Genomic DNA, 20535 nt, shown 5'->3' with positions numbered 1-20535 from the left:
AGGACTTAGTGCAGGACTTCCCCCCATACGGGATATAGGTTTGCAGGACTTGCAGGACTTATCCCCAAACATTTTGGCAGAAAGTGAAATCACCGAAAAAACAGAAAGCGAACCGGAAAATCAAAACCAGGACAAACAGGAAAAAGCAGAAGTAAAGAAAGTTTCCCATTCAAGTCCTGCAAGTCCTGCAAACCCTATACAGGACATAGGTTTAAGTCCTGCAATAAGTCCTGCAGAAGTCCTGCAACCCCTCCCCAAAGTCCTGCAATACAGCTACCGTGCGAACCGCACTTGCTGATCGGCGACTCGGTGGAAATTACTTTAAAAAGTGACTACCAGGGCAAGGAAAGTGAGATAACTGATATCGGGTATGGATCAAAGGGAAACGACTATTACATCCAGCTTGAGGGCGAAAAAGTGATTGTTACGATTCCTGTGGGGTCATCGGACTTGGTGGTTCTTGCACACTTGCGGAAGCTGTAGGCAGCCAAAACCAGAGACTACTACAGCCTAATTTTTTACCCCTATTCACTTGTGTCAGGTGATGAAATGCTTGACAAAACTAAAGCAGCCGTGTCAATCTGTTAATAGTAAATCACCTGACACAAGTGAAATGACTAGAAATATTAATGACGCTAGCCTAGCTAACCTCAAACACTATGAGGGTAAATGGAAGTACGGGCAAACCCGCACCATCCGAGTGCCGATCGCCCTAGCCGATCGAGTGCTGACTATAGCTCGACAGCTAGATAACGGATTGTCACCTGACACAAGTGATTCAAGGGATGATAAAGAGTTGCCTGATGCTGCTAACTTACTCAACCAATTGAAAGCCAAGCGCAAAAAGTCTAAGTGCGACCTAGCGGACGTGGAAGCCATTTTGGATATGTTGGGTGACTTCTAATATGAAGACTGCCTTAACTAAACGATCGCCCGGCACGGGAGTTTGATCGCATCACTCACGCTATGTGCATCTTGTGATTGTAAGTTTTCGGGTTCAGACCTGGAAGTGAACAGTCTAAACGAGAAAATCATTTGACGCGACAGAGGACGGGATAGCATTCTAAAGCTTAGCCGCCTACTGTAGGCGGCTACTTATAAAAATGAAGGCTAGTGCAAACACGGTTTGGTGTCGGTAAAGGCAGGCTCAACAACCACAAGGATTTACACCGTTGCGGTATATATACCATTTTATATACCGTTGTGGTATGTATTATCGGCAAACTAGAGCTTTTTAGTCGCCCAAACCTTTAAAGGATAAGGGATGCGGAGAGGGTGGGATTTGAACCCACGGAAACGTTTTCACGTTTCATCTGATTTCAAGTCAGGCGCATTCGACCACTCTGCCACCTCTCCCGGCGCATAAATTTTATCATACCAGCAAATGTCTCTAACTACAAATAGCCGCAGATTCAGCGCGCCGATAAAGAATTTGTTCTCTTTCTACCGCGAAATCTTCGCCTACCCATACCAGAGACACTTCCGACACTGCTCCATTTTCCAGCAGGACGATCGAGAAATTCCGCAGTTTCGAGCACTCTTTCTCCACAATTCGCGGTACGCTGGCCGCATTCAAATACACCGTACCCTCCGCACTCACCTCCAGCGACTTCCGCAACTCGTGCTTCGTGTGCCGCAGTTTGTGGTGCATATGACCAAAAGTTACCAGAGGTATGTGCTTTCCAGAACTCCGAGTTTGATCGATCGCCTCCGCAAAATCCGGGTCGCCCCAATCCCCTCCCAACGGCTTCCAATCTCGCCCGCAGGGGTCTTCAGGAGCCTCTCCTAACCCCGTCGGGCCCGTGTGACCCAAAAAAATCACATTTTCGCAATCAGCCTCCGCCGCAGCCGCTGCAATGCGCCGCGCCGACTCCTCAAAACTTTCTACCCCAAACCACTCCGAGTAAAAATCCCCGTACTTCCACTCCGATCCCCCCCAAGTAAACGGGCGGCTTCCCACCACAGTTACCCCCAATTCGGGAAAATCCCGTTTCCCGTAACCGACGTGAGCTTCTCCCATTAAATCTAACTGCTGTTTTACCCAATTTTCTTGAGTGCGATCGTAAGGGCACTGACTGCGGCCCCACTCTGTCGCCGTGTACCAAGCGTCATGGTTCCCAAACACCGCTGCCTTCGGAATGTCCAATTGGGCGATCGCCCGCACCACCTCCACCGACTCATTGCCAAAATCCCCCACAAACAGCACCAAATCAACGCCCAGATGCTTCAGGGCATCGCCGTCTTCAGGTTCCCAGCGATCGTGAACGTCCCCCACCACCGCAATTTTGATAGATTTAGCTTTATTCATGTGATTTGTCATGTGCGATCGATCCCTAGCCCCTTCTTACTCAGCATAAGAAACAGCGACCAATTTTTGCACTCTCCCACAGCATATTTTGGATTTTAGATTTGAGATTTTAGATGAGATCCACTCAACAGCCAGCACTTTTTGGTGAATTCAACTATAATTCAAAATACACTTTAGCTGTCTTCGCCACCTTCCTCGGAATATTCTAACTGTGTTTACCACCGCACCTGCTCCGAACTTTACTCAAACCCGACTGCCCGACGACTTGTTTGCAGCAATTAACGCCCTCAAACAAGAGTTAAACGCCGTCATTCTCGCCCACTATTACCAAGACTCCGAGATTCAAGACATCGCAGACTTCATTGGCGACTCCCTAGAACTTGCCCGCAAAGCCGCCAACACCAGCGCCGATGTCATAGTTTTTGCCGGAGTTCATTTCATGGCTGAAACCGCAAAAATTCTCAATCCCGACAAATTAGTATTGTTGCCAGACTTAAATGCTGGGTGTTCCCTCGCCGACAGTTGCCCTCCCGAAGCTTTTGCAGCTTTCAAAGCCGATCGACCAGGACATTTAGTAATTTCCTACATTAATTGTACCGCCGCAATTAAGGCAATGAGCGATATAATTTGCACCAGTTCTAATGCTGTTAAAATTGTCAACCAAATTCCCGAAAATCAGCCGATAATTTTTGGGCCAGATCGCAATCTCGGCCGCTACGTCATGGAACAAACCGGTAGAAACATGGAAATCTGGCAAGGAGCCTGCATCGTCCACGAAAACTTCTCAGAAAAAAAGATAGTTCAACTCAAAATCGAAAATCCCGAAGCCGAAATAATTGCCCACCCAGAATGCGAACCTCCCGTGCTGCGCCACGCCAATTACATCGGCTCCACCACCGCTTTGCTCAAATATTCTCAAGCTAGTTCCAGCCAAGCCTTTATTGTCGCGACTGAACCGGGAATCATTCACCAAATGGAAAAGCAAGCTCCGCACAAACGATTTATCCCGGCTCCCTCAACCAATAATAACTGCGCTTGCAACGAATGCCCGCACATGAGATTAAATACCTTGGAAAAATTGTATCTCTCCCTAAAAAATCAAACCCCCGAAATTACCATGCCCCTAGATATTCAACTAGCAGCCTTGCAGCCCATCCAGCGAATGCTAGAAATGAGCTAACCGCTGGCTATTTTTAAAGTAAATATATTGTAGGCTGGGTTGGGCGCGGCGATTAAATTAAGTCCTCGCCTAACCCACCAACATCGATCGGCAATCCGTGAATCAGTTGTCAACTCTTTCTCTTCTCTTCCTCTGCGCCTCTGCGCCTCTGCGCTTCCTTCCTTGAAAACTCATCAACAATAAATGATGCCAGAAAAACTGATTGTTTTCACCCGCTATCCCGAACCGGGGACAACCAAAACTAGACTAATTCCGGTGCTGGGAAAAACAGGCGCTGCCAACCTTCACCGTTTGATGGCTCAACGGACGATCGCCTGCGCTCTCTCTCTCGAAAAATCCCGCGAATTATCGGTAGAAATTCACCGAGTCGGCGGCAGCCAACAACTGATGCAAGAGTGGCTGGGAAGTGATATTTCTTGTCAAAATCAAATAGACGGGGATTTGGGCGCAAGAATGACAGCAGCGTTTCAAAAGTCTTTTAATTCAGGGGTTGAGAAAACAGCAATAATCGGCACGGATTGTCCTGATTTGAAAGCAGAAATCATGGCACAAGCTTTTGAGGAACTGAGCCAGCACGATTTAGTTTTGGGCCCCGCAAAAGACGGAGGTTATTATCTGATCGGGCTGCGGCGTTCGATACCGGAATTGTTCAGTGGCATTCACTGGGGAACCAGTGAAGTATTTGCTTGTACGCGGGCGATCGCCAAAAAACTAGACCTCAATATTGCTTATCTTCCCACTCTTGCAGATATCGATCTACCAGAGGACTTGCTCGGTTTAGATATTAATCTATTGAAATAACTAAACTATATTTAATGGACATAAAATATTATAAATTATCATAACTAATTATAATAAACTACTTGATTGTGAAACCATAACGTCATAATATAGTAAGTGTATTTGTCTAACCAAATGCTGAATATCAGTACGAGTTAGACAGCGCTTGGGACAATAGTCCCAGGCGCGAGAAAAAGCCATAAATTAGCTCATAAATGAGCAACTAACAACTCTGCTTTGTAGGAAACCCGCCCTGCCAGATGAAAGCCAAATGTAGGCGCGGGCCCTGCGTAAAAAATGAGCAACTAACAGATAAGCTTTGTACAAAACTCGCCCTCCCACGTTAAGGCCCAATGTAGGGGCGATCGCGGCGTAAGAAATTGGCCAAATAACAGATAAGCTTGGTACAAAACCCCTCTCTCTCACGGGGTGCTTAATTCTGTATGTCGCCAGAAAATCCCAATCTCAAAATTTCCATTATCATTCCAGTTTTAAATGAAGCATCTACAATTGCCCCAGTCATCTCCACCGCCCTTGAGGCAAAAAATGTCGAAATAATTGTCGCCGACGGGGGCAGCAGCGACGGTACTACAGATATAGCAGAATCTTTGGGCGTCCGAGTTATCTCCACCGCCCCAGGCCGCGCCACCCAAATGAATGCAGGTGCCGCCGCAGCTACTGGAGATATCCTGCTGTTTCTCCACGCAGACACTCTTTTGCCTTGCGGGTACGACTCAAGCGCGCGTCGGGCGCTAGCTAACCCGTCCTCCGTAGCGGGGGCCTTTGAACTCAAAATTGACGCCCGCAGGCTCAGCCTCCGGCTGGTAGAAAAAGGGGTAAACTGGCGATCGAACTTTCTGCAAATGCCCTACGGCGATCAAGCCATTTTCCTCAACGCAGCTACCTTTGACAAAATCGGCGGTTTTCCCGACTTGCCCCTCATGGAAGACTTTGAATTCGTGCGGCGGTTGAAAAAACAAGGTCGCATCGAAATAGTACCCCACCCAGTGCTGACATCGGCCCGCCGCTGGCAGCAGCTTGGGGTCATCAAAACCACCGCCATCAATCAAATAGTAATCATCGCTTATTTCCTGGGAGTGTCGCCCGATCGACTCGCTTTCTGGTATAAGGGACAAAAGAAAAATTCTTCCAAAAACTAAAGAATAGTGAACTTTTCTAAAGCTTGCGGCCAATTATGCAAATAGGAAACACCTCCCTGCGTAAAATATGACTTGAATGCCTCAACTTTTACGCACAGCGAGGAAAAAGAGAATATGGCCGATCCCAGAGATGCAGAGCTTATTAAACCCTTTAACGGAGACCCCTTCACGGGTCATCTAGCCACCCCCATCAGTGCTTCTGATTTCACAAAAGCATTTATTGGGAACTTGCCCGCCTACCGCAAAGGACTCTCGCCCCTAGTTCGAGGTCTAGAAATCGGTTTGGCCCACGGTTATTTCCTCGTCGGCCCCGAAATCGTCTTCGGACCCCTGCGGGATTATCCCGAAGCAGCTAATCTCGGCGGATTAATTACAGCCCTCGTTTTAGTTCTGCTCGGCACACTAGGTATGTCTGCTTACGGTTTGGTGTCTTTCAAGCAAGACAACACCAGCTACCCTAGTGCTAATCCGATGACTCCCGATTCCCTCAGAAATGCTGAAGGGTGGAGCCAGCTTACCGCTGGTTTCTTCATTGGCGGGATGAGCGGCGTCTTTGCTGCCTATTTCTTACTCGAAAACTTTAACGGCGTTGACGCCATTTTCCGGGGTTTAGTCAACAATTAGACTTCACTGCCAAATACCCCTGTTGGAACACACTAACTTTAGTTTGGAGAATTAGATATGACAGGTTCCTACGCTGCTTCTTTCTTGCCTTGGATTTTGATTCCGGTTATTACATGGTTAATGCCGGTTGTGGTAATGGGTTTGTTGTTTATCTACATTGAAAGCGACGCCTGAGCCTTACCCCTAAAGTAAGACCTAAGTTGGAAAGCCGAAGTAAGACGATTGACGAACAATTGCTCTGAAATTTCTAGATAAATCTAGGGAAAATCAGCAAAAATTGTTTTGAGATTGCTGGCTATCACAAAACTTAGTTTCTTTACCCCCATCCCCAGAATTTATCTGTGGAGCAATCTTTCAGTTTTCTTCCTTCAAAACTCGTAATTGCCAAAAAATCCTCTGCCGGCCGGCAGAGGATTTTTTTACAAAGAAGACAAATTATCCGATTAGGGAACACAAATGGCCAAATTCTAAGCCACAATTGTTATGGAAACTTATTCATGAGGAGACAGCGATGCAATTTTCCCCCGCACGCCGAATCTTAGCTCCATTCCTGATCTCGGTACTGCTGCTGGTGACTTCCTGCGGTCAAACTCAAGCCCCCTCCCGCTGGGACAAAGCCCAGCAGGAAAGTACCCAAAAACCTGGTAAAGCACAGCAGACAACTGCTGACAAATCAACTGCTAGTAATCAAAACCTGCCCAAGAAAGCAGTTGCAGGTGGTAAGTTAAATAAATACTTCCCGTCTTCTGGCGGTGGATTCGATCGCGTTTTTGCTCAAGAAAAATCCGGTTTTGCTGAAGCTAAATTGAACAAAGGCGGTAAAAATGTCGCGGTGCTCTCGATTAACGACATCGCCGGCAACCCCAGCGCAGGTGCAAAATTTAAGCAAAGTACCAAGCAAATCAGCGGCTATCCCGCCGTTAATCAGGGTGCTAATATCACTGCTGTTTTAGTGGCAAATCGCTATCAGGTGAAAGTTCAATCCCGCGATCCCTCTTTTACCGCTAGCGATCGCGAAGCTTGGCTGTCAAAATTTAACCTCGGTGGCCTCGCCCGCGTCAAGTAGCAATGTCTCTTGTCACACTCCGCGCCCGACTCAAGTCTGGCGCTATCAGAACTAAGTCTGCCACAATAAGACTGTGAAGTTCTTGCCATCTGCCAAAAGTAATACCTTTGATTCCCGTTCTAGCAAAAGGAGTTTTTTGTGAGCAAAACAGTCTTTGAATTAGTCGATACACTGCCTAAAGACAACATGACTGTCAAAGCCCTGCGAGCGCTTGACTTTGTGGTGCCCGGCGAGTGGAACAATTTAGTTGGCTTTGAAAATACCATTCGCACCGTTACTGGGGAAACAGACGAAGAACTGATCCAGCAAATTGGCGAGCGCGCCATCTACCTCTACAACGATAAGTCTCAGGGCTACCAGCGCGCTCTGTGGCTTTACCAAACTATTGACAGTGCCGACAAGGCTTTGGGCAGTGCCGCCCTCGCTAACAAGGTTGCGGAAAATGTCTCGTTTTTGTCGTTCCTCGGCAATATCACTCCCAAGGCTGAAAAAGCTCAAACGATCGACCTTTCTCTGAAGTTAGTCACTGAGTTGCTGGCTTTTTGCCAAATCAACGGTATTCCCGGCGACAGCATTGGCGATTTTGCCGCTTCCTTGGGTGACTACGGTGGCGAATCCCTAATGCGGATGGCTGCTTTGGTTTGTTTCGACGGTTTGATTCCTTTGGGGCCTGACTTTATCATGGCAACTCAGTCTTGGATTCAAAAGCTCTCCCCTAGCGATTTGCAAGATAATCAGGCTTTTAAGTCGATCGGCGGCATGATTCCTGGGGGCTCTCCCACCGGCCAGCTTGGCTTTATCGGCGAAAGCTTTAACTCGGTTTCTGGCTGGATGAGCTCTTTTGTGAGCGATCGGGGTTTGACTCCCCAAAACGTACTCGGCCACTTGCAGAATTTTGTAGACATTTCTGCTGATAAGGTGGACTACGTGGGCGCATTCCTCGACATTAGTACCAACTACTACGAACACACCGGTGTTCAAACTCTCGCCCGCCGTTTGATTGAACGAGCTGTCGCAGAGATTTAGAATAATCTCAAGAGTTGTGATGTTTGCGGGCGATCGCCCTATGAGAGTGTTTTGAGTTCAAATTTTTTGGACTAGCCATTCTCTCAGGTTGGTTTTCGATAAAAAGTGTGCGCGATTACAAAAGTCGATCGCCCCCACCTGCACTCACAACTCCTTTTACCGATCACTTTTAACAGGAAGCGTTAATGCCAGAAGAACCCCAAAATCCTACCGCTGGAGAATCGGAAACTCCCAGTGCTTCGATCGATCACGCCCCGAGTTCCGACGCACCCGATACAACCGACTTTCCCAGCACTGACAAGCCTCAGCCGGCTGCTAAAAAGCCCGCAGCCAAGAAAGAACCGAAAAATCCTACCGCTGGGGAATCGGAAACTCCCAATGCTTCGATCGATCACGCCCCGAGTTCCGAGGAACCCGATACAACCGACTTGCCCAGCACTGACAAGCCCCAGGCGGCTGCTAAAAAGCCCGCAGCCAAGGCGGACGGCGACAAGCCGCCAGCTAAAGCTAAAAAGGAAAAAGCACCTGCTGTTGAAGACAAGCCCTTTGCGGAATTTATTCAACAAGATTATTTGCCCGCTTTGCAAACTGCTTTGACTAAGCAGGGCGTTAAGGATTTAGAGGTGAGTTTGGCAAAGCAAAAACTCCCAGTGGCGGGCATGAGTTCCGCCGGGGATTGCTGGCAGGTAATTGGGAAATTCCAAGAAGGTCAGCGCCAATTTAATCTGTATTTTCCTCAAGAAAATATTCAAAGTCAAAGAGCATTTTCCTGCGCTGAAAATAATACCAAAACCAGCACTTTAGAGCCTTTTTTGATAGACGAACGCAAGGTTACTCTAGACCTCATGGTGTTTGGAGTAGTCCAGCGCCTTAACGCTCAAAAATGGCTAAATCTTAATTAGTTAATTGGGAATTGCGAATCGGGAATTGGGCATTGGTAATTGATAACATCAGATCCGGTTAATCCTGATAATTATTGTCAAGTGCGAGCGGGACGCTCACACTGTAGCCGTAATCGATTGACCGGACATAATATAATTGGTAATTGCTGATGCCGATAAGATTGTTTTTCGGAGATGCCCAATGCCCAATGCCCAATGCCCAATGCCCAATGCCCAATGCCCAATGCCCAATGACTATTGACTAATGACTGCTGACTAATGACCGATTTTCTTCGGATTTTGTCAAAAAATTGCGAGCTTGCATAATCCCGTAAAGGTTAACATCTGTTTCTAATAAACAAGCATGACCGCTGTTAGCCAGCAGCACCATTTCAGCTTTGGGAATTACCTTGACTAAAAGCTTCGCTTCTACTAGGGAAGGCAGCAGCCGATCTGCACCGCTAGCAATTACTAGCGTCGGCTGTTTGATGCCACGCAACTGATTTTCGTCAACATTAAACGATCGCACTAACGCCAATCTCCACACAGACGTATTTTGCGGTACTGCTTGCATCGCTTCTAGCAAAGCTCGTCGCTCGTCGCGCCCAATCTTTCCTAATGATGCTAATATCGGCAAGAGACCGATTACCGAGAGCGGATAAAGGTTGGCCGGCAGCCACTGAGTCAGGTACGACCCCCACTGCACCCAAGGCTGCTGTCGAAACGAAGAAGCTGGATTGACTAAAATTAATCGATCGCACAATTTAGGAGCTTCTAAAACAGTTTTCATCGCTAAACAGCCCCCAAATGACTCGCCGCACAGATAAACCGGCCGCTTCGGCTTTCCGGCTTGCTTTTCTGCTTCAATTAAGGCAATTGTTTCGCTAACCAGTACGTCCCAACTAGCCATGTCGTCAGCCGGTACAGTTAAGCAGCGAATATCGAAATGATTTGCTAATTTAGAAATTTGCGACCGCAGCAGCAAACCGCTGCCATCCATACCGGGCAGAAATACAAATAAAGGGCGATCGGGTTTCGGCGGTTTGGGGGTTAGGAAACGAATCTTGTTGTTAGCATTTGCCATGATTCAAGTCAATCGATTTTAGATTTTAGATTTTAGATTTTAGATTGGAAATCTGACACCAGCCAATAGTCAACAGTCAACAGTCAACAAACTTACAAACAACGTCCTTGGAGTAATTCTGCAATTTCTCCCTGACAGTGGTTCGTGAGTTCAGCCACAACTGCTTTGGCTTTTTTGCCTCGATATTGCTGCTGTCGATCGACAGTAATCCAGTAAGGCCGGCCGATTAAAACATTAACTCGTTGATAAATTATCACAGGATGCCACCCCGATCGATCGAACAGCGGTTCCGAAGGATCAAACAAACTCAACAACTTGAGCGGTACACCAGATCGTACTGAGTGTTCCTCAAAAGAGCTAATGGCCACCGGCAAAACCGCCAAATCCCGCACCGGAGCCCGCAAAGCCAAATGAGCAAATCCCCGCTGAAACTTCCCCACAGTATTGGGTGCAGTCAGCTTCACCATCGGTTCTGCACCCTCTGGAAACACCCCCACCATCTCCCCGCTTTGCAGCAGCGCTGTCGCTTGAGAGAAAAAATGCTGCTGTCGGTGTTCGGGTGCTTCCAGGGGGAAAGCGCCGAAAGTCGTGACAACTTCCCTCATCAGCGGAACTTGGCCCATGTAATGATGACAAGCAAAGCGAATCGATCGACCCAAAGCAGCCGTCAGCAGCACAGGATCTAAGAAACTGCGGTGATTGCTCACCACCAGCACCGGGTTCTCTTGGGGAATCCGGTCTTCGCGGTACATAAACATCTGCGTTCCCAAACCAGCCAGGAAACAGCGTGAAATCAGCAATTTGCTCTCTGAAGACATGGGCGAAAAGACAGGTGCGACGCTATAAAGGTTGATTCCATTCCCACGCAGCTTAACATTTCTTTACCAAGTCGCAGCTCCCTCAAAAAGTAGACTTTCTCCTTATGCCTTGGTTTCGTAATCTTGGACGCACGGGCGGCCATCACCTTGGTTGTTTCGCGCGTTTCCTTCTAGTGGGCCCGCCAAAACAGTAAAAAACTCGGTTTCTAGACCGGGCGAGTGCGAGTGCGAACTGTTTCGGCAGAATTTCCCAGTCAGAAGCAAAAATTTATCAAGTGTTGTGGCAACTTATATAAAGAATGTTTAAAACAGCCCCAAAACCAAGTTGCGGCAGCTAAACTGATAAATTTACAGTCGGGATTGACGCACTGTCAACCTATTTTTGCGGAAGTCCTAATAGCAATCTCGCGAGGCATCAAATGAATAACATCCAAAACTATCGCCTTAGATGTACGCTCACCTTTGGCGACATTTACGGTCAAATCATTGTTTGGCTGATAGTCATCTTCCTAAGTCTAGCGTCGGCACTCGCCTTGTGGAGTAGCGCCCGCCAAATCTACGCCTTGGCTACCGTCGGCTTGATTTTAGTGCTGTCTCTGCCCTTCTTGCTGTTTGCTTTCGTTACAACTCTGCTAAATAACATTGAAGTGCTTGCTGTAGAACCCGGTACGGAACCTCAACCTTCTGCAACGGGAAATCAGTCGCTTCAGAACCCTGCCGAAAGCGCCGGCTAGTCCAATTTGAAATTTTAACTTTTGCTTTTCCATTCAAATCAAAAGTTAAAAAACTTCCTGCTCTTTTGGTAGGAAGTTTTTTTTGCGTCACCATAAGTTGAGCAGAACACTCAAAATAATTAAAAAAAATGCTAGAACACGACGTAATCATTGTAGGCGGCGGTTTAGCAGGTTGCCGCGCCGCAGTAGAAATTGCTCGGACTGACCCGAGTTTAAAGGTAGCTGTCGTCGCCAAAACTCACCCGATTCGATCGCACTCCGTCGCAGCCCAAGGCGGCATGGCCTCCAGCCTCCAAAATGTCGATCCCGAAGACAGTTGGAAAGCCCACGCCTTCGACACAGTAAAAGGTTCAGACTATTTAGCCGACCAAGACGCGGTAGAAATCCTCACCCGCGAAGCCCCCGGTGTAGTCATAGATTTAGAACACATGGGAGTCCTCTTCTCCCGCCTCCCAGATGGCAGAATTGCCCAGCGCGCTTTCGGCGGACATTCCCACCGCCGCACCTGCTACGCCGCCGACAAAACCGGTCACGCCATCCTCCACGAATTAGTCAACAATCTGCGCCGCTGCGGAGTTCACATCTATCAGGAGTGGTATGTTACGCGCCTGATTTTGGAAGAAGGCCAAGCCAAGGGCGTAGTTATGTACAGCCTGCTAGACGGTCAAATTGAGGTTGTCCGTGCTAAGGCGGTGATGTTTGCTACGGGCGGTTACGGCCGAGTTTACAATACCACGTCGAACGATTACGCCTCGACGGGAGACGGTTTGGCGATGACGGCTTTAGCTGGATTGCCGCTGGAAGATATGGAGTTTGTGCAGTTTCACCCGACGGGTTTGTATCCCGTGGGAGTGTTGATTTCGGAGGCTGTGCGGGGCGAAGGCGCTTATTTGATTAATTCAGAGGGCGATCGATTTATGGCCAATTATGCCCCCTCGCGCATGGAATTAGCGCCCAGAGATATCACTTCGCGGTCAATTTCCATAGAAATTCGCGCCGGCCGAGGAATTAATGTTGATGGTAGTGCCGGCGGCCCCTTTATCTACCTCGATTTGCGGCACATGGGACGCGAAAAAATTATGAGCAAAATTCCTTTTGCTTGGGAAGAAGCCCACCGTTTGTTAGGAATTGATGCCGTAAATCAGCCGATGCCCGTGCGCCCTACCGTTCACTATTCAATGGGGGGAATTCCTACTAATGTTAGCGGGCAAGTTCGCAGCAGTCCTGAGGGTTTGGTAGACGGTTTCTTTGCCGCGGGCGAAGCAGCTTGCGTGTCTGTTCACGGCGCCAACCGTTTGGGCAGCAATTCGCTGTTGGAATGCGTAGTTTACGGCAAAGTTACTGGCGCAACTATAGCACAATTCGTGCAAAATCGCAAGTTGCCTGCCGTAGACGAACAGCGTTATATTACGGAAGCAAAAGAGCAAATTCAGGCACTTTTAGAACGTCCGGGAAAATACCGCATCAATCAAATCCGGCAGCAGTATCAAGATACTATGACTGAGTATTGTGGCGTATTTCGTAGCGCCGTATTGATGCAGGAAGGTTTAAAGAAATTGGCGGATTTAGAGCGACAATATGAGGATGTTTACTTAGACGATAAAGGCAAGTTGTGGAATACGGAAATTGTGGAAGCTTTGGAGTTGCGGAGTTTGATAATTGTCGGAAAAATGATTTTAACTTCTGCTTTAAACCGACAGGAAAGTCGGGGAGCTCATTCGCGGGAAGATTTTACTGAGCGCGATGATGGCAATTTCTTGAAGCATACAATGGCGTATTATTCGCCTGCGGGGATTGATTTGGCTTATATGCCGGTGGCGATTACGATGTTTGAGCCGCAGGAGAGGAAGTATTAATTTGTATGGGTGTGTCAGCCCTAAATAAATTTTGTTTTTACCTAATTACCAAATGGCTGACGCACCCTACTTACTTTTCGGAGTTTGGGCTTGCGATGCCAGCCCTGTCTGGGGTGTCTGTCGAGCTTGGTTCAATATCTCTAAAACACTTGAAATCTCGTTTGTAGGTGCGTATTGCCTTCTTAGCATATTGGCGCAACCCCTTACGCCCCGCTTTGCTACGACTTATTTACCTCATCCTACTGACCAGTTTGGAGGCAATCCACCTAGTTTTTTGGTAAAAAAAGCAGATTTAACGATCGCAGCTTTCGAGATTTCAAGGGTTTGAGGTGATTTTCTCCAGGCTCAGCAGACACCTTGACAGGTCTGGGCTTGCGGTGCGTACCTTATGAATTGAGAAGAAATTCTGCAATCTTTGGTGTCTTGTACCACTTTTAGTTATGTTTTGCTACGATTATGTCAGATATGACATATCACTAAATCGATGCTATAGCAATCCTAAATCAGTTTCAATAACTGGTTAACTGGTTCCCAAGCTCTGCCTGGGAACCGATGTAAGCGAGGCTCTGCCTCGGCTGCGACAATGGAGGCAGAGCCTCCGGATATGCGTTACCAGGCAGAGCCTGGTAACGAGTATAATCATTTAGGATTGCTATATATGACTATACAGTGGTTAACTTATGGAATCCCAAGGCGAGAACAAAGATGTTGTTTGGCTCATCAGAGGCTCCGTAAAAACTCCCCCTTTTTCCGCCTCAGCGCGAATTGAGGCAGGGATTTTATTAAGGATGTTACAAAATGGAGAAATTTTAGCCATGCCTGTCTCTCGGCCTATGCCAAGCATCAGCCCTCACTGCCACGAATTGCGGATAGATGATAGTGAAGCCGGTAAACAGTGGCGAATTATTTACCGGATTGACTCAGATGCTATTGTCATTGCAGAGGTGTTTCAAAAAACTACCCAGAAAACGCCTAAGCGCGCGCTCGAAAACAGTCAAAAACGACTGAGATTGTACGATCAAAGCTCAGGAGAAACCTAGTTATTTCAGGACTTCCTTTAGGGTGGGCATTGCCCACCTTACAAATTGAGAGACAATTCACCATTCACAATCCTTGCTCTGTGCAATTCATATAATTAAAAGAGGTAATATTTACAATGGATGCCATTAAACGTCAACGTTTAGAAGCAGCAGGTTGGCGGGTGGGAGATGCCGCAGACTTTCTAGAACTTTCAGCCGAAGAAATTGCTTTTATTGAGATGAAGCTGTCTCTAATTAAACGCTTGAAGCAGCTTCGCATTAGTCAAAATCTTTCTCAAGAAAGTTTGGCTAAGAAACTTAAATCTAGTCAGTCACGGGTAGCTAAAATAGAAGCTGGCGATCCGTCTGTTTCTCTTGATTTGATGGTAAGGACAATGCTAGCGCTGGGAGCAACTCGCGAGGATGTGGCACTCGCTATTACTTCTTCCAAAAGCTGAGAAGCAGACAGTTGAAATTTGAGAATCTTCGAGAATTTGAAGCTAACTTTATCCCGATAAAACTATCTCAGCCGTGATAATTGTGGCTAACTTCCTCCACAGATAAACTTAACGCCTCCGCCACTTGTTCGACACTCAAACCCATTCCCAACAATCGGGGAATAGCATCCCTTCTTGGGCAGTTCGCACCTTACTAATTGACAACTACAGGTTCGCCAAGCATAGATATGCTCAACCATATTTTGCTAGCTGTCAAAGCCGAACGTTTTTCAAACAGTCCTGGACGCACTCGGACAAAAGAAACCGGGTTTTTTACCTTGGGTGCGGGCTGCAACGAAGTATTTTTGTAAAAAAACCCGGTTTCTGGGTTCCATGCGTCCAGGACTATCAGAAATAAAAATTGCAACCAATACCAGAGGTAAGCAAAAGCACCTCCTTGGGACGGAGATCCGTCGCCAGAAGATTATTCTTATCAACACGATGGACAACCTATCTGGTGGTCAGAAGAGTAAACACAATCTACTGAATTTGCTGTTTATTCAACTCTGGGAGATGACTGCAAACTTGGCAGTGTTATACTGCTTTTATCGGGTATCATACAGTTAAATATAATATATGAGTAAAACGACACAGACATCTCAATTCCAGCAAGCTCTTGAAGCTGTAGAAGTTTTATCATTAGAAGATCAAGCCCTGCTTCTAGATATTCTTCAGAATCGTCTGCGACAACAGCGACGCAATGAATTACTCAAGGAAGTTGCAGAAGTTCGTCAAGAGTATGCTGAGGGCAATGTTAAATTTGGGTCGGTAGCCGATTTTATGGCGGAGTTGGATGATTGATGAAAATTGGTTGGACTCCCAAATCTATTCGTACTTTCAAAAAGTTAGTTCGTAAAAATCCTCAGCTTCGCCTTTTAATTGAAGCTACGCTTGAACTTTTGTCTGAAGACTGCTTTAACCCCAGCTTGCGAACTCACAAACTGACAGGAGATTTATCGGGTATCTGGTCGTGTTCAATAGATTATGATTATCGGATTTTATTTGAGTTTGTGACCGATCCAGAAGATGAGGAGGAAGCTATTTTATTGCTCAAAATGGGTTCTCATGATGAAGTCTATTAAGACCGATCGCCCTTTTACCCAATTCTCTCTCACTATCTCACTCTCAAGCATTCTCCGTCACTTCCTCCACAGATAAACTTAACGCCTCCGCCACCTGTTCGGCACTCAAACCCATTCCCAACAACCGGGGAATTGCATCCCTTCTTGCCTGAAATTCAGCTTGTCGTGCCTGTTCTGCACTCTCGGCCCTTTCCCGTTGTTGTTCCCCTCGCAATCTCTCTAATTCTGCTCTTTCATCGCCAATCAACAGCAAATTACCTTCCTCGTCCCACCAACGCAGCCAAAGCATGGTTTGATTTTGATAACTGCCTTGCCAAAGTCCCAATTCTACGCCTAAAGGTGCAATGGGAAAATGACCGCGCTGATTGAGTTCTAACAGTTGATAAAACCCGTCAATCAACCGATAAACTTCTAATCTGCCATTATTAACTTGGTAGATGCCGTAATAGGGAATTCGCATCACCCGCTCGTAAACCCAAAACTTTCCAGGTTTAGTGACTCCCCCTTCATCGGTGCGAGATAAAGGAGTAATATCGCGCTCTTCATCCCCGTTCCCGCTAGCAAATTCCAAAGCAATTAATGGTGCTATGTGTTCCCGCCACAGCACGTAGGAACGCCGAATTTGACCGTCAATGTTAGGAGGTACATTCGGAACGTAAAACCAATCAGGAGCTTCCGCACCTTGTTCCGTCGGTTCAGTTTCTCGCCAGTAAATGCCGCAGTCTTGACCGATCGCATATTGTCCGTCAGGATGCCGCTGTTGCAAAATTTGCCCGATCTAATCTGTTAAAATTAAACTCTGCGGATGCTCCTGAAAATTTTTCACAAAAGTACCGTCTGACTCTGGTAATTGAGTGTGGTCTGGAAAAGCAGGAGGTAGAACAACGCGGTTAACGCTAGCAGTCATAATTCCCTCCGAGGTCTTACCTAATTGGTATTTAGTAATTGGTAATCTCAAATCTAGGTTAAAGAACGTGGCACGGGTAGGGACACAGCACGGCTGTGTCCTTACAGTTATAGGGTACTCAAAACTCAAAACTTTCCTTAAGGTTTTGGTAGCGCACCTTCAGGAATTGGGGAAGCCGCAGGTTCGGGACTGGCATATTCTGCTGTTGGAGATGGCGAAGGAGTGCCGCTAGCTAACTGATTAATTTGGTCTTTATAGTTAGGAGGAGCTAACTCAGTAGCCCGATCGAACAGCGTTTTTGCCTCATCTGTTTTGCCCTGTTCCTTCAGCACGATCGCCTTTCCTAAAGTCGGGCGAAAATCTTTGGGATTAGCCTTAGCAGATTCGTCATAAATTGCGATCGCCTCCTCGTAGCGCTTCTGCACAGCATAAACCTGTCCCAAAATCAACTGCACTGAAGTTACATCCACACTTTCCGGTTTCGCCAGATTTGCAGCCGGAGCAGCTTTCAGCGTATCTTGCAGCAGTCCGATCGCAGCTTCCGGCCGCTGCTGCACCAGCAGCAAATTCACCAACCCCTGCAAAGCCTTAATTTCCCCAGGTCTAGACGCTAAAATTGACCTGTAAGCTTGAGCAGCCCCTTCGCGATCGCCCGTGCGTTCCTTAGCTTGAGCCAGCAAGATTCCGTATTCAGTAGTCTCAGGATTCAGCGAAGCCAACTTTTCCAAAGGAGCGATCGCATCCTTAATGTCCCCCACTCCTTGCCCGATCAACTCCAGTCGCACCTGCAACAATCCCCGCAAAGCCGTTACGTTGTCAGGTTCTCGCTGCAAAACCAATTCGTACCCCCTCGCCTGAGCTTGCAGCAACTCTGATTGCTTCTCCCCAGACTGGGCCGTCTGAGTAGGCGTTGGAGTTGACGTACTTTGGGCTTGGTTTCCCTTGAAAATGCTGTCCAAAATTGGAGTGATCAGAGGAGGCATCAGAGAAATTCCCACAAAAGCGATGACTGCCAGCACCACCACCACAGTAATCAACCCACGACGCTTGTTTGCTTTTTCCATAATTCAACTATCCCAGCTTAAAATGTACTATTTTCTAAGAATTAAGGCATCACCAGGCGGCATCTGCCATGAGAGCTCGATCGGTGCAACCGTAAACGTTTTTAACTTCAAAGTCCCAACGGACAAAGCAGCCTTTTACTTGCAGCTAATATGGTAACAGACCCACAACTCCATGCTAGCTAAACAATTTTGGACGCTCAGACCCGCAGCCCCAAGGACTGCGGTGTCTGTCCAATTTAGTCTGGTCAAGCTAAAAATTACCGAAAATATGGCGGATCAGGCCGTTAGGTAATTGGATTAAGTAAAATAGGCAAGCTGAATATCCTAAATGCTATTAGCCAGCAACTCCAGCTCAGCGCGATCGCAGAATTGATCGGTCAGCAACTGCCAAAGTCCTTGCTCGCAAGGATTTTAGCAGCCAGCGAACCGATCGGCACTCGTAGCGTTGAAAGTTGGCGTTGACGGGTCACAACCAGACCTCCGGGCGCAAGCCCCAAGTCAGGTGCTAGTAGTTTTTAAAGCAGTTTCTTCAGTTTATTCCTAATTTCCCTTAAGGGATGTGTCTCCGCTGCAAGGAGTTTTTATGAACCCCTCTCCCAACCGGTCTTCCAAATCGTCCAAATCTACTTCTAATCGCAAGGATCAGCCAAGCGAACAGGCCGTCAATCCGCCTAATGATACAGATTCCATTCCTGAGACACCAGACGAAAGTTCGGTGCCTTCGGCGTTGGCTGCACCTGTTGACCAAAATCAATCGGCAACGCCAACAGACGCCCCAGCGTCCAAGGATAGGCTGCAACGACCACGCTACAGTTCTGCCCTCGACAAGGACAAAATAAAGCCACAAGACCAGCCCAGCAATGCTCCTGCACGCCCGGCGCCTGCAGCGTCTTCGACACCTGTCAGCGATACTCCAGCCCTAGCAGTCGCACCGCCCGCAAACGCCGAGCCGGCTGCTAACGAAAGTCAGGGCGCTGAGGATATACCATCCGTCATGCGCCAACATCCTATTCCCCCCCCCAGTGAACCCAGACAGTACCGAGCTGTTGGTTTGGTGCGGGGCCGCTACACGCCATCAGAAGAGCAATTCACCCGGGGTATGCTGATAGCTGCCGACGGAACTGCCATCGACGCAGTTTTGCTGGGTAGAGTCATGAGTTTAGTCAAAAATCACCTGGATCTGGAACAAGAACACCTGTGGGTGGTCTATCCCCGCACCAGGCAAGAAGACGGCAACTTGCACGCCCAGATTATGGGGGTTTGGGAGCCGGAAACGCTCAAGAAACCTCCCGAACCGTCCTCTGATGAGGAAAATCAGGAAGCAGCGGAGATTGAGGCTAGCGGCGAAGCATCGACCGCATCTTTGCCTCCCTCGGAACCTGATGTTGAAGATGGCTATTTTTCGATTAGAGGTGAGGTGATTTATCAATCCCAAGACCAAGAAAAGTATGTCATCGTCAAAATCAAGCAAGCTCCCCGCAAGAATGACGACAAGATGAAGTTTTTTAAACTGAAACTTAAGGGAGATTTAGGAACAAAGGCGATCGGGTTTTTTTGGGATTTCCACGTCAAATTGAAAGCTGACAGTCTGATGATTGAGCAGGCTAATAATATTGGTGCCCTGCCGATTAAAAAGCGGAAATTCCCCCCTGGCAGCAAGCCGCCCGGTGGCTTCAAAGGAGGAGGGAAGCGTCCGTTTACTCCTAGGCCTAGCGGTGACGGTGTTCCTGTAGGGCGTCCTACCATCAAATCTGCAGCAGCACCACCGCCTGTCCCGAAGGAACCTCTTCCTAAGCCGGTTAAGAAGCCTAAGCCGATCGAGGAATAAAAAATAGTGAAAGTAAAAATGCAAGATTAAAGCTTAAAAAAAAAATTAATCTTGCATTTTTACCAGAAGTGTTGAAGACCCATTAATAGGAACAGAAAAATAGATATACTAATCCTGTAAAGCGCTAATTTTAGCAATTAAAATTTAGTTTCTTAAACAGTGAACATAGCTAATCTTTTTACCCATAAAAGCCTGTAAATAGCATAATTTATTTAGCAGCTTATCACCGATTACAGATGGAACTTCCACTAATTGAACAAGCAAGTAATAAATCAAAAAAACATAGATTTGTATCGGAATCCCATTTGTATTGTCCGTGATTAAACAAGACAACTTTAAGTGCATTTTCAGAAACTTCGATAGCAACTCACTTTGCGATTGTCTTCGGTAAATTTTTGCAGTTTCTTAGTTACTATATCTAAGGTCTCCTGATTCAGGTAAATTGGTCAAAAATCTAACTTCGATCCCGGTGTCTAAATCTGAAAAAGTCACCAATCTTACTTGGACAGCTCGTTCACCTTTCCAAACTCCATAAGTTCTATTTGGGTGCATCTCACTTTTGCAGATACATCAAGTAGAAAGTTGACCATTGAGATAAGCACAGCGAAGAGAAAGGATAGA

At 47.2% G+C, this 20535-nt stretch carries 22 protein-coding genes, 1 tRNA gene and 2 pseudogenes; 18 read left to right on the top strand and 7 right to left on the bottom strand.

Annotated features, from left to right (window positions below; all coding sequences use genetic code 11):
• Together QUB44_RS27805 and QUB44_RS27800 are read left to right on the top strand one after the other, a co-directional pair.
• Positions 1 to 298, top strand: a 298-nt coding sequence (locus QUB44_RS27805) for a hypothetical protein (RefSeq protein ID WP_333372565.1), incomplete at its 5' end; no start/stop codon positions are given.
• 315 nt (positions 299 to 613) lie between these two features.
• Positions 614 to 904 (top strand): hypothetical protein, encoded by a 291-nt coding sequence (locus QUB44_RS27800; RefSeq protein WP_333372564.1) that lies wholly within the window; start codon positions 614 to 616, stop codon positions 902 to 904.
• 363 nt (positions 905 to 1267) lie between these two features.
• Here QUB44_RS27800 and QUB44_RS27795 read toward each other — a convergent pair.
• Together QUB44_RS27795 and QUB44_RS27790 are read right to left on the bottom strand one after the other, a co-directional pair.
• Positions 1268 to 1356: transfer RNA gene (locus QUB44_RS27795), tRNA-Ser, on the bottom strand.
• A gap of 34 nt (positions 1357 to 1390) precedes the next feature.
• A complete protein-coding gene (locus QUB44_RS27790; protein ID WP_333372563.1) occupies positions 1391 to 2308 on the bottom strand; it encodes a TIGR04168 family protein in 918 nt (305 codons plus the stop codon).
• Between the two features lie 211 nt (positions 2309 to 2519).
• Between QUB44_RS27790 and nadA the strand changes: the two genes are divergently transcribed.
• The 8 genes from nadA (at position 2520) to QUB44_RS27750 (ending at position 9046) form a co-directional block, all read left to right on the top strand.
• Positions 2520 to 3488: a quinolinate synthase NadA gene (nadA, locus tag QUB44_RS27785; protein WP_333372561.1), complete on the top strand. Its 969-nt coding sequence runs from the start codon at positions 2520 to 2522 to the stop codon at positions 3486 to 3488.
• Between the two features lie 183 nt (positions 3489 to 3671).
• Positions 3672 to 4289 (top strand): TIGR04282 family arsenosugar biosynthesis glycosyltransferase, encoded by a 618-nt coding sequence (locus tag QUB44_RS27780; protein ID WP_333372559.1) that lies wholly within the window; start codon positions 3672 to 3674, stop codon positions 4287 to 4289.
• 422 nt (positions 4290 to 4711) lie between these two features.
• The gene (locus QUB44_RS27775) at positions 4712 to 5428 is read left to right on the top strand and encodes a TIGR04283 family arsenosugar biosynthesis glycosyltransferase (RefSeq protein WP_333372557.1); all 717 of its coding nucleotides are present in this window, start codon (positions 4712 to 4714) and stop codon (positions 5426 to 5428) included.
• A 114-nt stretch (positions 5429 to 5542) separates the two neighbouring features.
• Entirely contained in the window at positions 5543 to 6052 is a 510-nt protein-coding gene (locus tag QUB44_RS27770) for a photosystem I reaction center protein subunit XI (RefSeq protein ID WP_172191067.1), read from the top strand.
• 57 nt (positions 6053 to 6109) lie between these two features.
• A complete protein-coding gene (locus QUB44_RS27765) occupies positions 6110 to 6226 on the top strand; it encodes a photosystem I reaction center subunit VIII (RefSeq protein WP_015174678.1) in 117 nt (38 codons plus the stop codon).
• A 337-nt stretch (positions 6227 to 6563) separates the two neighbouring features.
• A complete protein-coding gene (locus QUB44_RS27760; protein WP_333372555.1) occupies positions 6564 to 7118 on the top strand; it encodes a hypothetical protein in 555 nt (184 codons plus the stop codon).
• A 138-nt stretch (positions 7119 to 7256) separates the two neighbouring features.
• Positions 7257 to 8144 carry a hypothetical protein gene (locus QUB44_RS27755; RefSeq protein ID WP_333372553.1) on the top strand — a complete coding sequence of 296 codons (888 nt, stop codon included), beginning with the start codon at positions 7257 to 7259 and terminating at the stop codon, positions 8142 to 8144.
• A 185-nt stretch (positions 8145 to 8329) separates the two neighbouring features.
• The gene (locus QUB44_RS27750) at positions 8330 to 9046 is read left to right on the top strand and encodes a DUF2996 domain-containing protein (RefSeq protein ID WP_333372552.1); all 717 of its coding nucleotides are present in this window, start codon (positions 8330 to 8332) and stop codon (positions 9044 to 9046) included.
• A gap of 241 nt (positions 9047 to 9287) precedes the next feature.
• Here QUB44_RS27750 and QUB44_RS27745 read toward each other — a convergent pair whose 3' ends face one another.
• Both QUB44_RS27745 and QUB44_RS27740 read right to left on the bottom strand, forming a co-directional pair.
• Positions 9288 to 10109 carry an alpha/beta hydrolase gene (locus tag QUB44_RS27745; protein WP_333372550.1) on the bottom strand — a complete coding sequence of 274 codons (822 nt, stop codon included), beginning with the start codon at positions 10107 to 10109 and terminating at the stop codon, positions 9288 to 9290.
• A 92-nt stretch (positions 10110 to 10201) separates the two neighbouring features.
• Positions 10202 to 10927 carry a lysophospholipid acyltransferase family protein gene (locus tag QUB44_RS27740; RefSeq protein ID WP_333372548.1) on the bottom strand — a complete coding sequence of 242 codons (726 nt, stop codon included), beginning with the start codon at positions 10925 to 10927 and terminating at the stop codon, positions 10202 to 10204.
• Between the two features lie 419 nt (positions 10928 to 11346).
• On the opposite strand from QUB44_RS27740, the gene QUB44_RS27735 reads away from it, so the two are divergent.
• From QUB44_RS27735 to QUB44_RS27720, 4 genes are all read left to right on the top strand, one after another.
• A complete protein-coding gene (locus QUB44_RS27735; RefSeq protein WP_333070018.1) occupies positions 11347 to 11661 on the top strand; it encodes a hypothetical protein in 315 nt (104 codons plus the stop codon).
• A gap of 128 nt (positions 11662 to 11789) precedes the next feature.
• Positions 11790 to 13517, top strand: coding sequence for a succinate dehydrogenase/fumarate reductase flavoprotein subunit (locus QUB44_RS27730; RefSeq protein ID WP_333372546.1), 1728 nt, complete (start codon positions 11790 to 11792; stop codon positions 13515 to 13517).
• A gap of 680 nt (positions 13518 to 14197) precedes the next feature.
• Entirely contained in the window at positions 14198 to 14557 is a 360-nt protein-coding gene (locus QUB44_RS27725; RefSeq protein ID WP_333372544.1) for a type II toxin-antitoxin system RelE/ParE family toxin, read from the top strand.
• Between the two features lie 116 nt (positions 14558 to 14673).
• Positions 14674 to 14994 carry a helix-turn-helix transcriptional regulator gene (locus QUB44_RS27720; RefSeq protein ID WP_333372541.1) on the top strand — a complete coding sequence of 107 codons (321 nt, stop codon included), beginning with the start codon at positions 14674 to 14676 and terminating at the stop codon, positions 14992 to 14994.
• Between the two features lie 67 nt (positions 14995 to 15061).
• Here QUB44_RS27720 and QUB44_RS27715 read toward each other — a convergent pair.
• Positions 15062 to 15169, bottom strand: a pseudogene (locus QUB44_RS27715) (Uma2 family endonuclease); the annotation flags it as partial.
• Positions 15170 to 15221: 52 nt separating this feature from the next.
• Here QUB44_RS27715 and QUB44_RS27710 point away from each other — a divergent pair.
• The 3 genes from QUB44_RS27710 (at position 15222) to QUB44_RS27700 (ending at position 16115) form a co-directional block, all read left to right on the top strand.
• On the top strand, positions 15222 to 15344 hold the full coding sequence (locus tag QUB44_RS27710) for a hypothetical protein (RefSeq protein ID WP_333292937.1): 123 nt from the start codon (positions 15222 to 15224) through the stop codon (positions 15342 to 15344).
• Between the two features lie 265 nt (positions 15345 to 15609).
• Complete coding sequence (locus QUB44_RS27705) at positions 15610 to 15834, top strand: hypothetical protein (protein ID WP_333234642.1); 225 nt, start codon at positions 15610 to 15612, stop codon at positions 15832 to 15834.
• Positions 15834 to 16115, top strand: coding sequence for a type II toxin-antitoxin system RelE/ParE family toxin (locus QUB44_RS27700; protein ID WP_172191064.1), 282 nt, complete (start codon positions 15834 to 15836; stop codon positions 16113 to 16115). Before QUB44_RS27705 ends, QUB44_RS27700 begins: the two co-directional genes overlap by 1 nt.
• A gap of 43 nt (positions 16116 to 16158) precedes the next feature.
• Here the strand turns inward: QUB44_RS27700 and QUB44_RS27695 are convergent.
• Both QUB44_RS27695 and QUB44_RS27690 read right to left on the bottom strand, forming a co-directional pair.
• Positions 16159 to 17022, bottom strand: a pseudogene (locus QUB44_RS27695) (Uma2 family endonuclease).
• A gap of 137 nt (positions 17023 to 17159) precedes the next feature.
• Positions 17160 to 18086: a tetratricopeptide repeat protein gene (locus QUB44_RS27690; RefSeq protein WP_333372539.1), complete on the bottom strand. Its 927-nt coding sequence runs from the start codon at positions 18084 to 18086 to the stop codon at positions 17160 to 17162.
• Between the two features lie 583 nt (positions 18087 to 18669).
• Between QUB44_RS27690 and QUB44_RS27685 the strand changes: the two genes are divergently transcribed.
• Positions 18670 to 19914, top strand: a complete 1245-nt coding sequence (locus QUB44_RS27685) for a hypothetical protein (protein WP_333372537.1) — start codon at positions 18670 to 18672, stop codon at positions 19912 to 19914.
• Positions 19915 to 20535 lie beyond the last annotated feature (621 nt).

The organism is Microcoleus sp. AT3-D2 (assembly GCF_036705715.1).
Classification (GTDB): Bacteria; Cyanobacteriota; Cyanobacteriia; order Cyanobacteriales; family Microcoleaceae; genus Microcoleus.
This window is presented reverse-complemented; position numbering and strand designations above follow the sequence as displayed.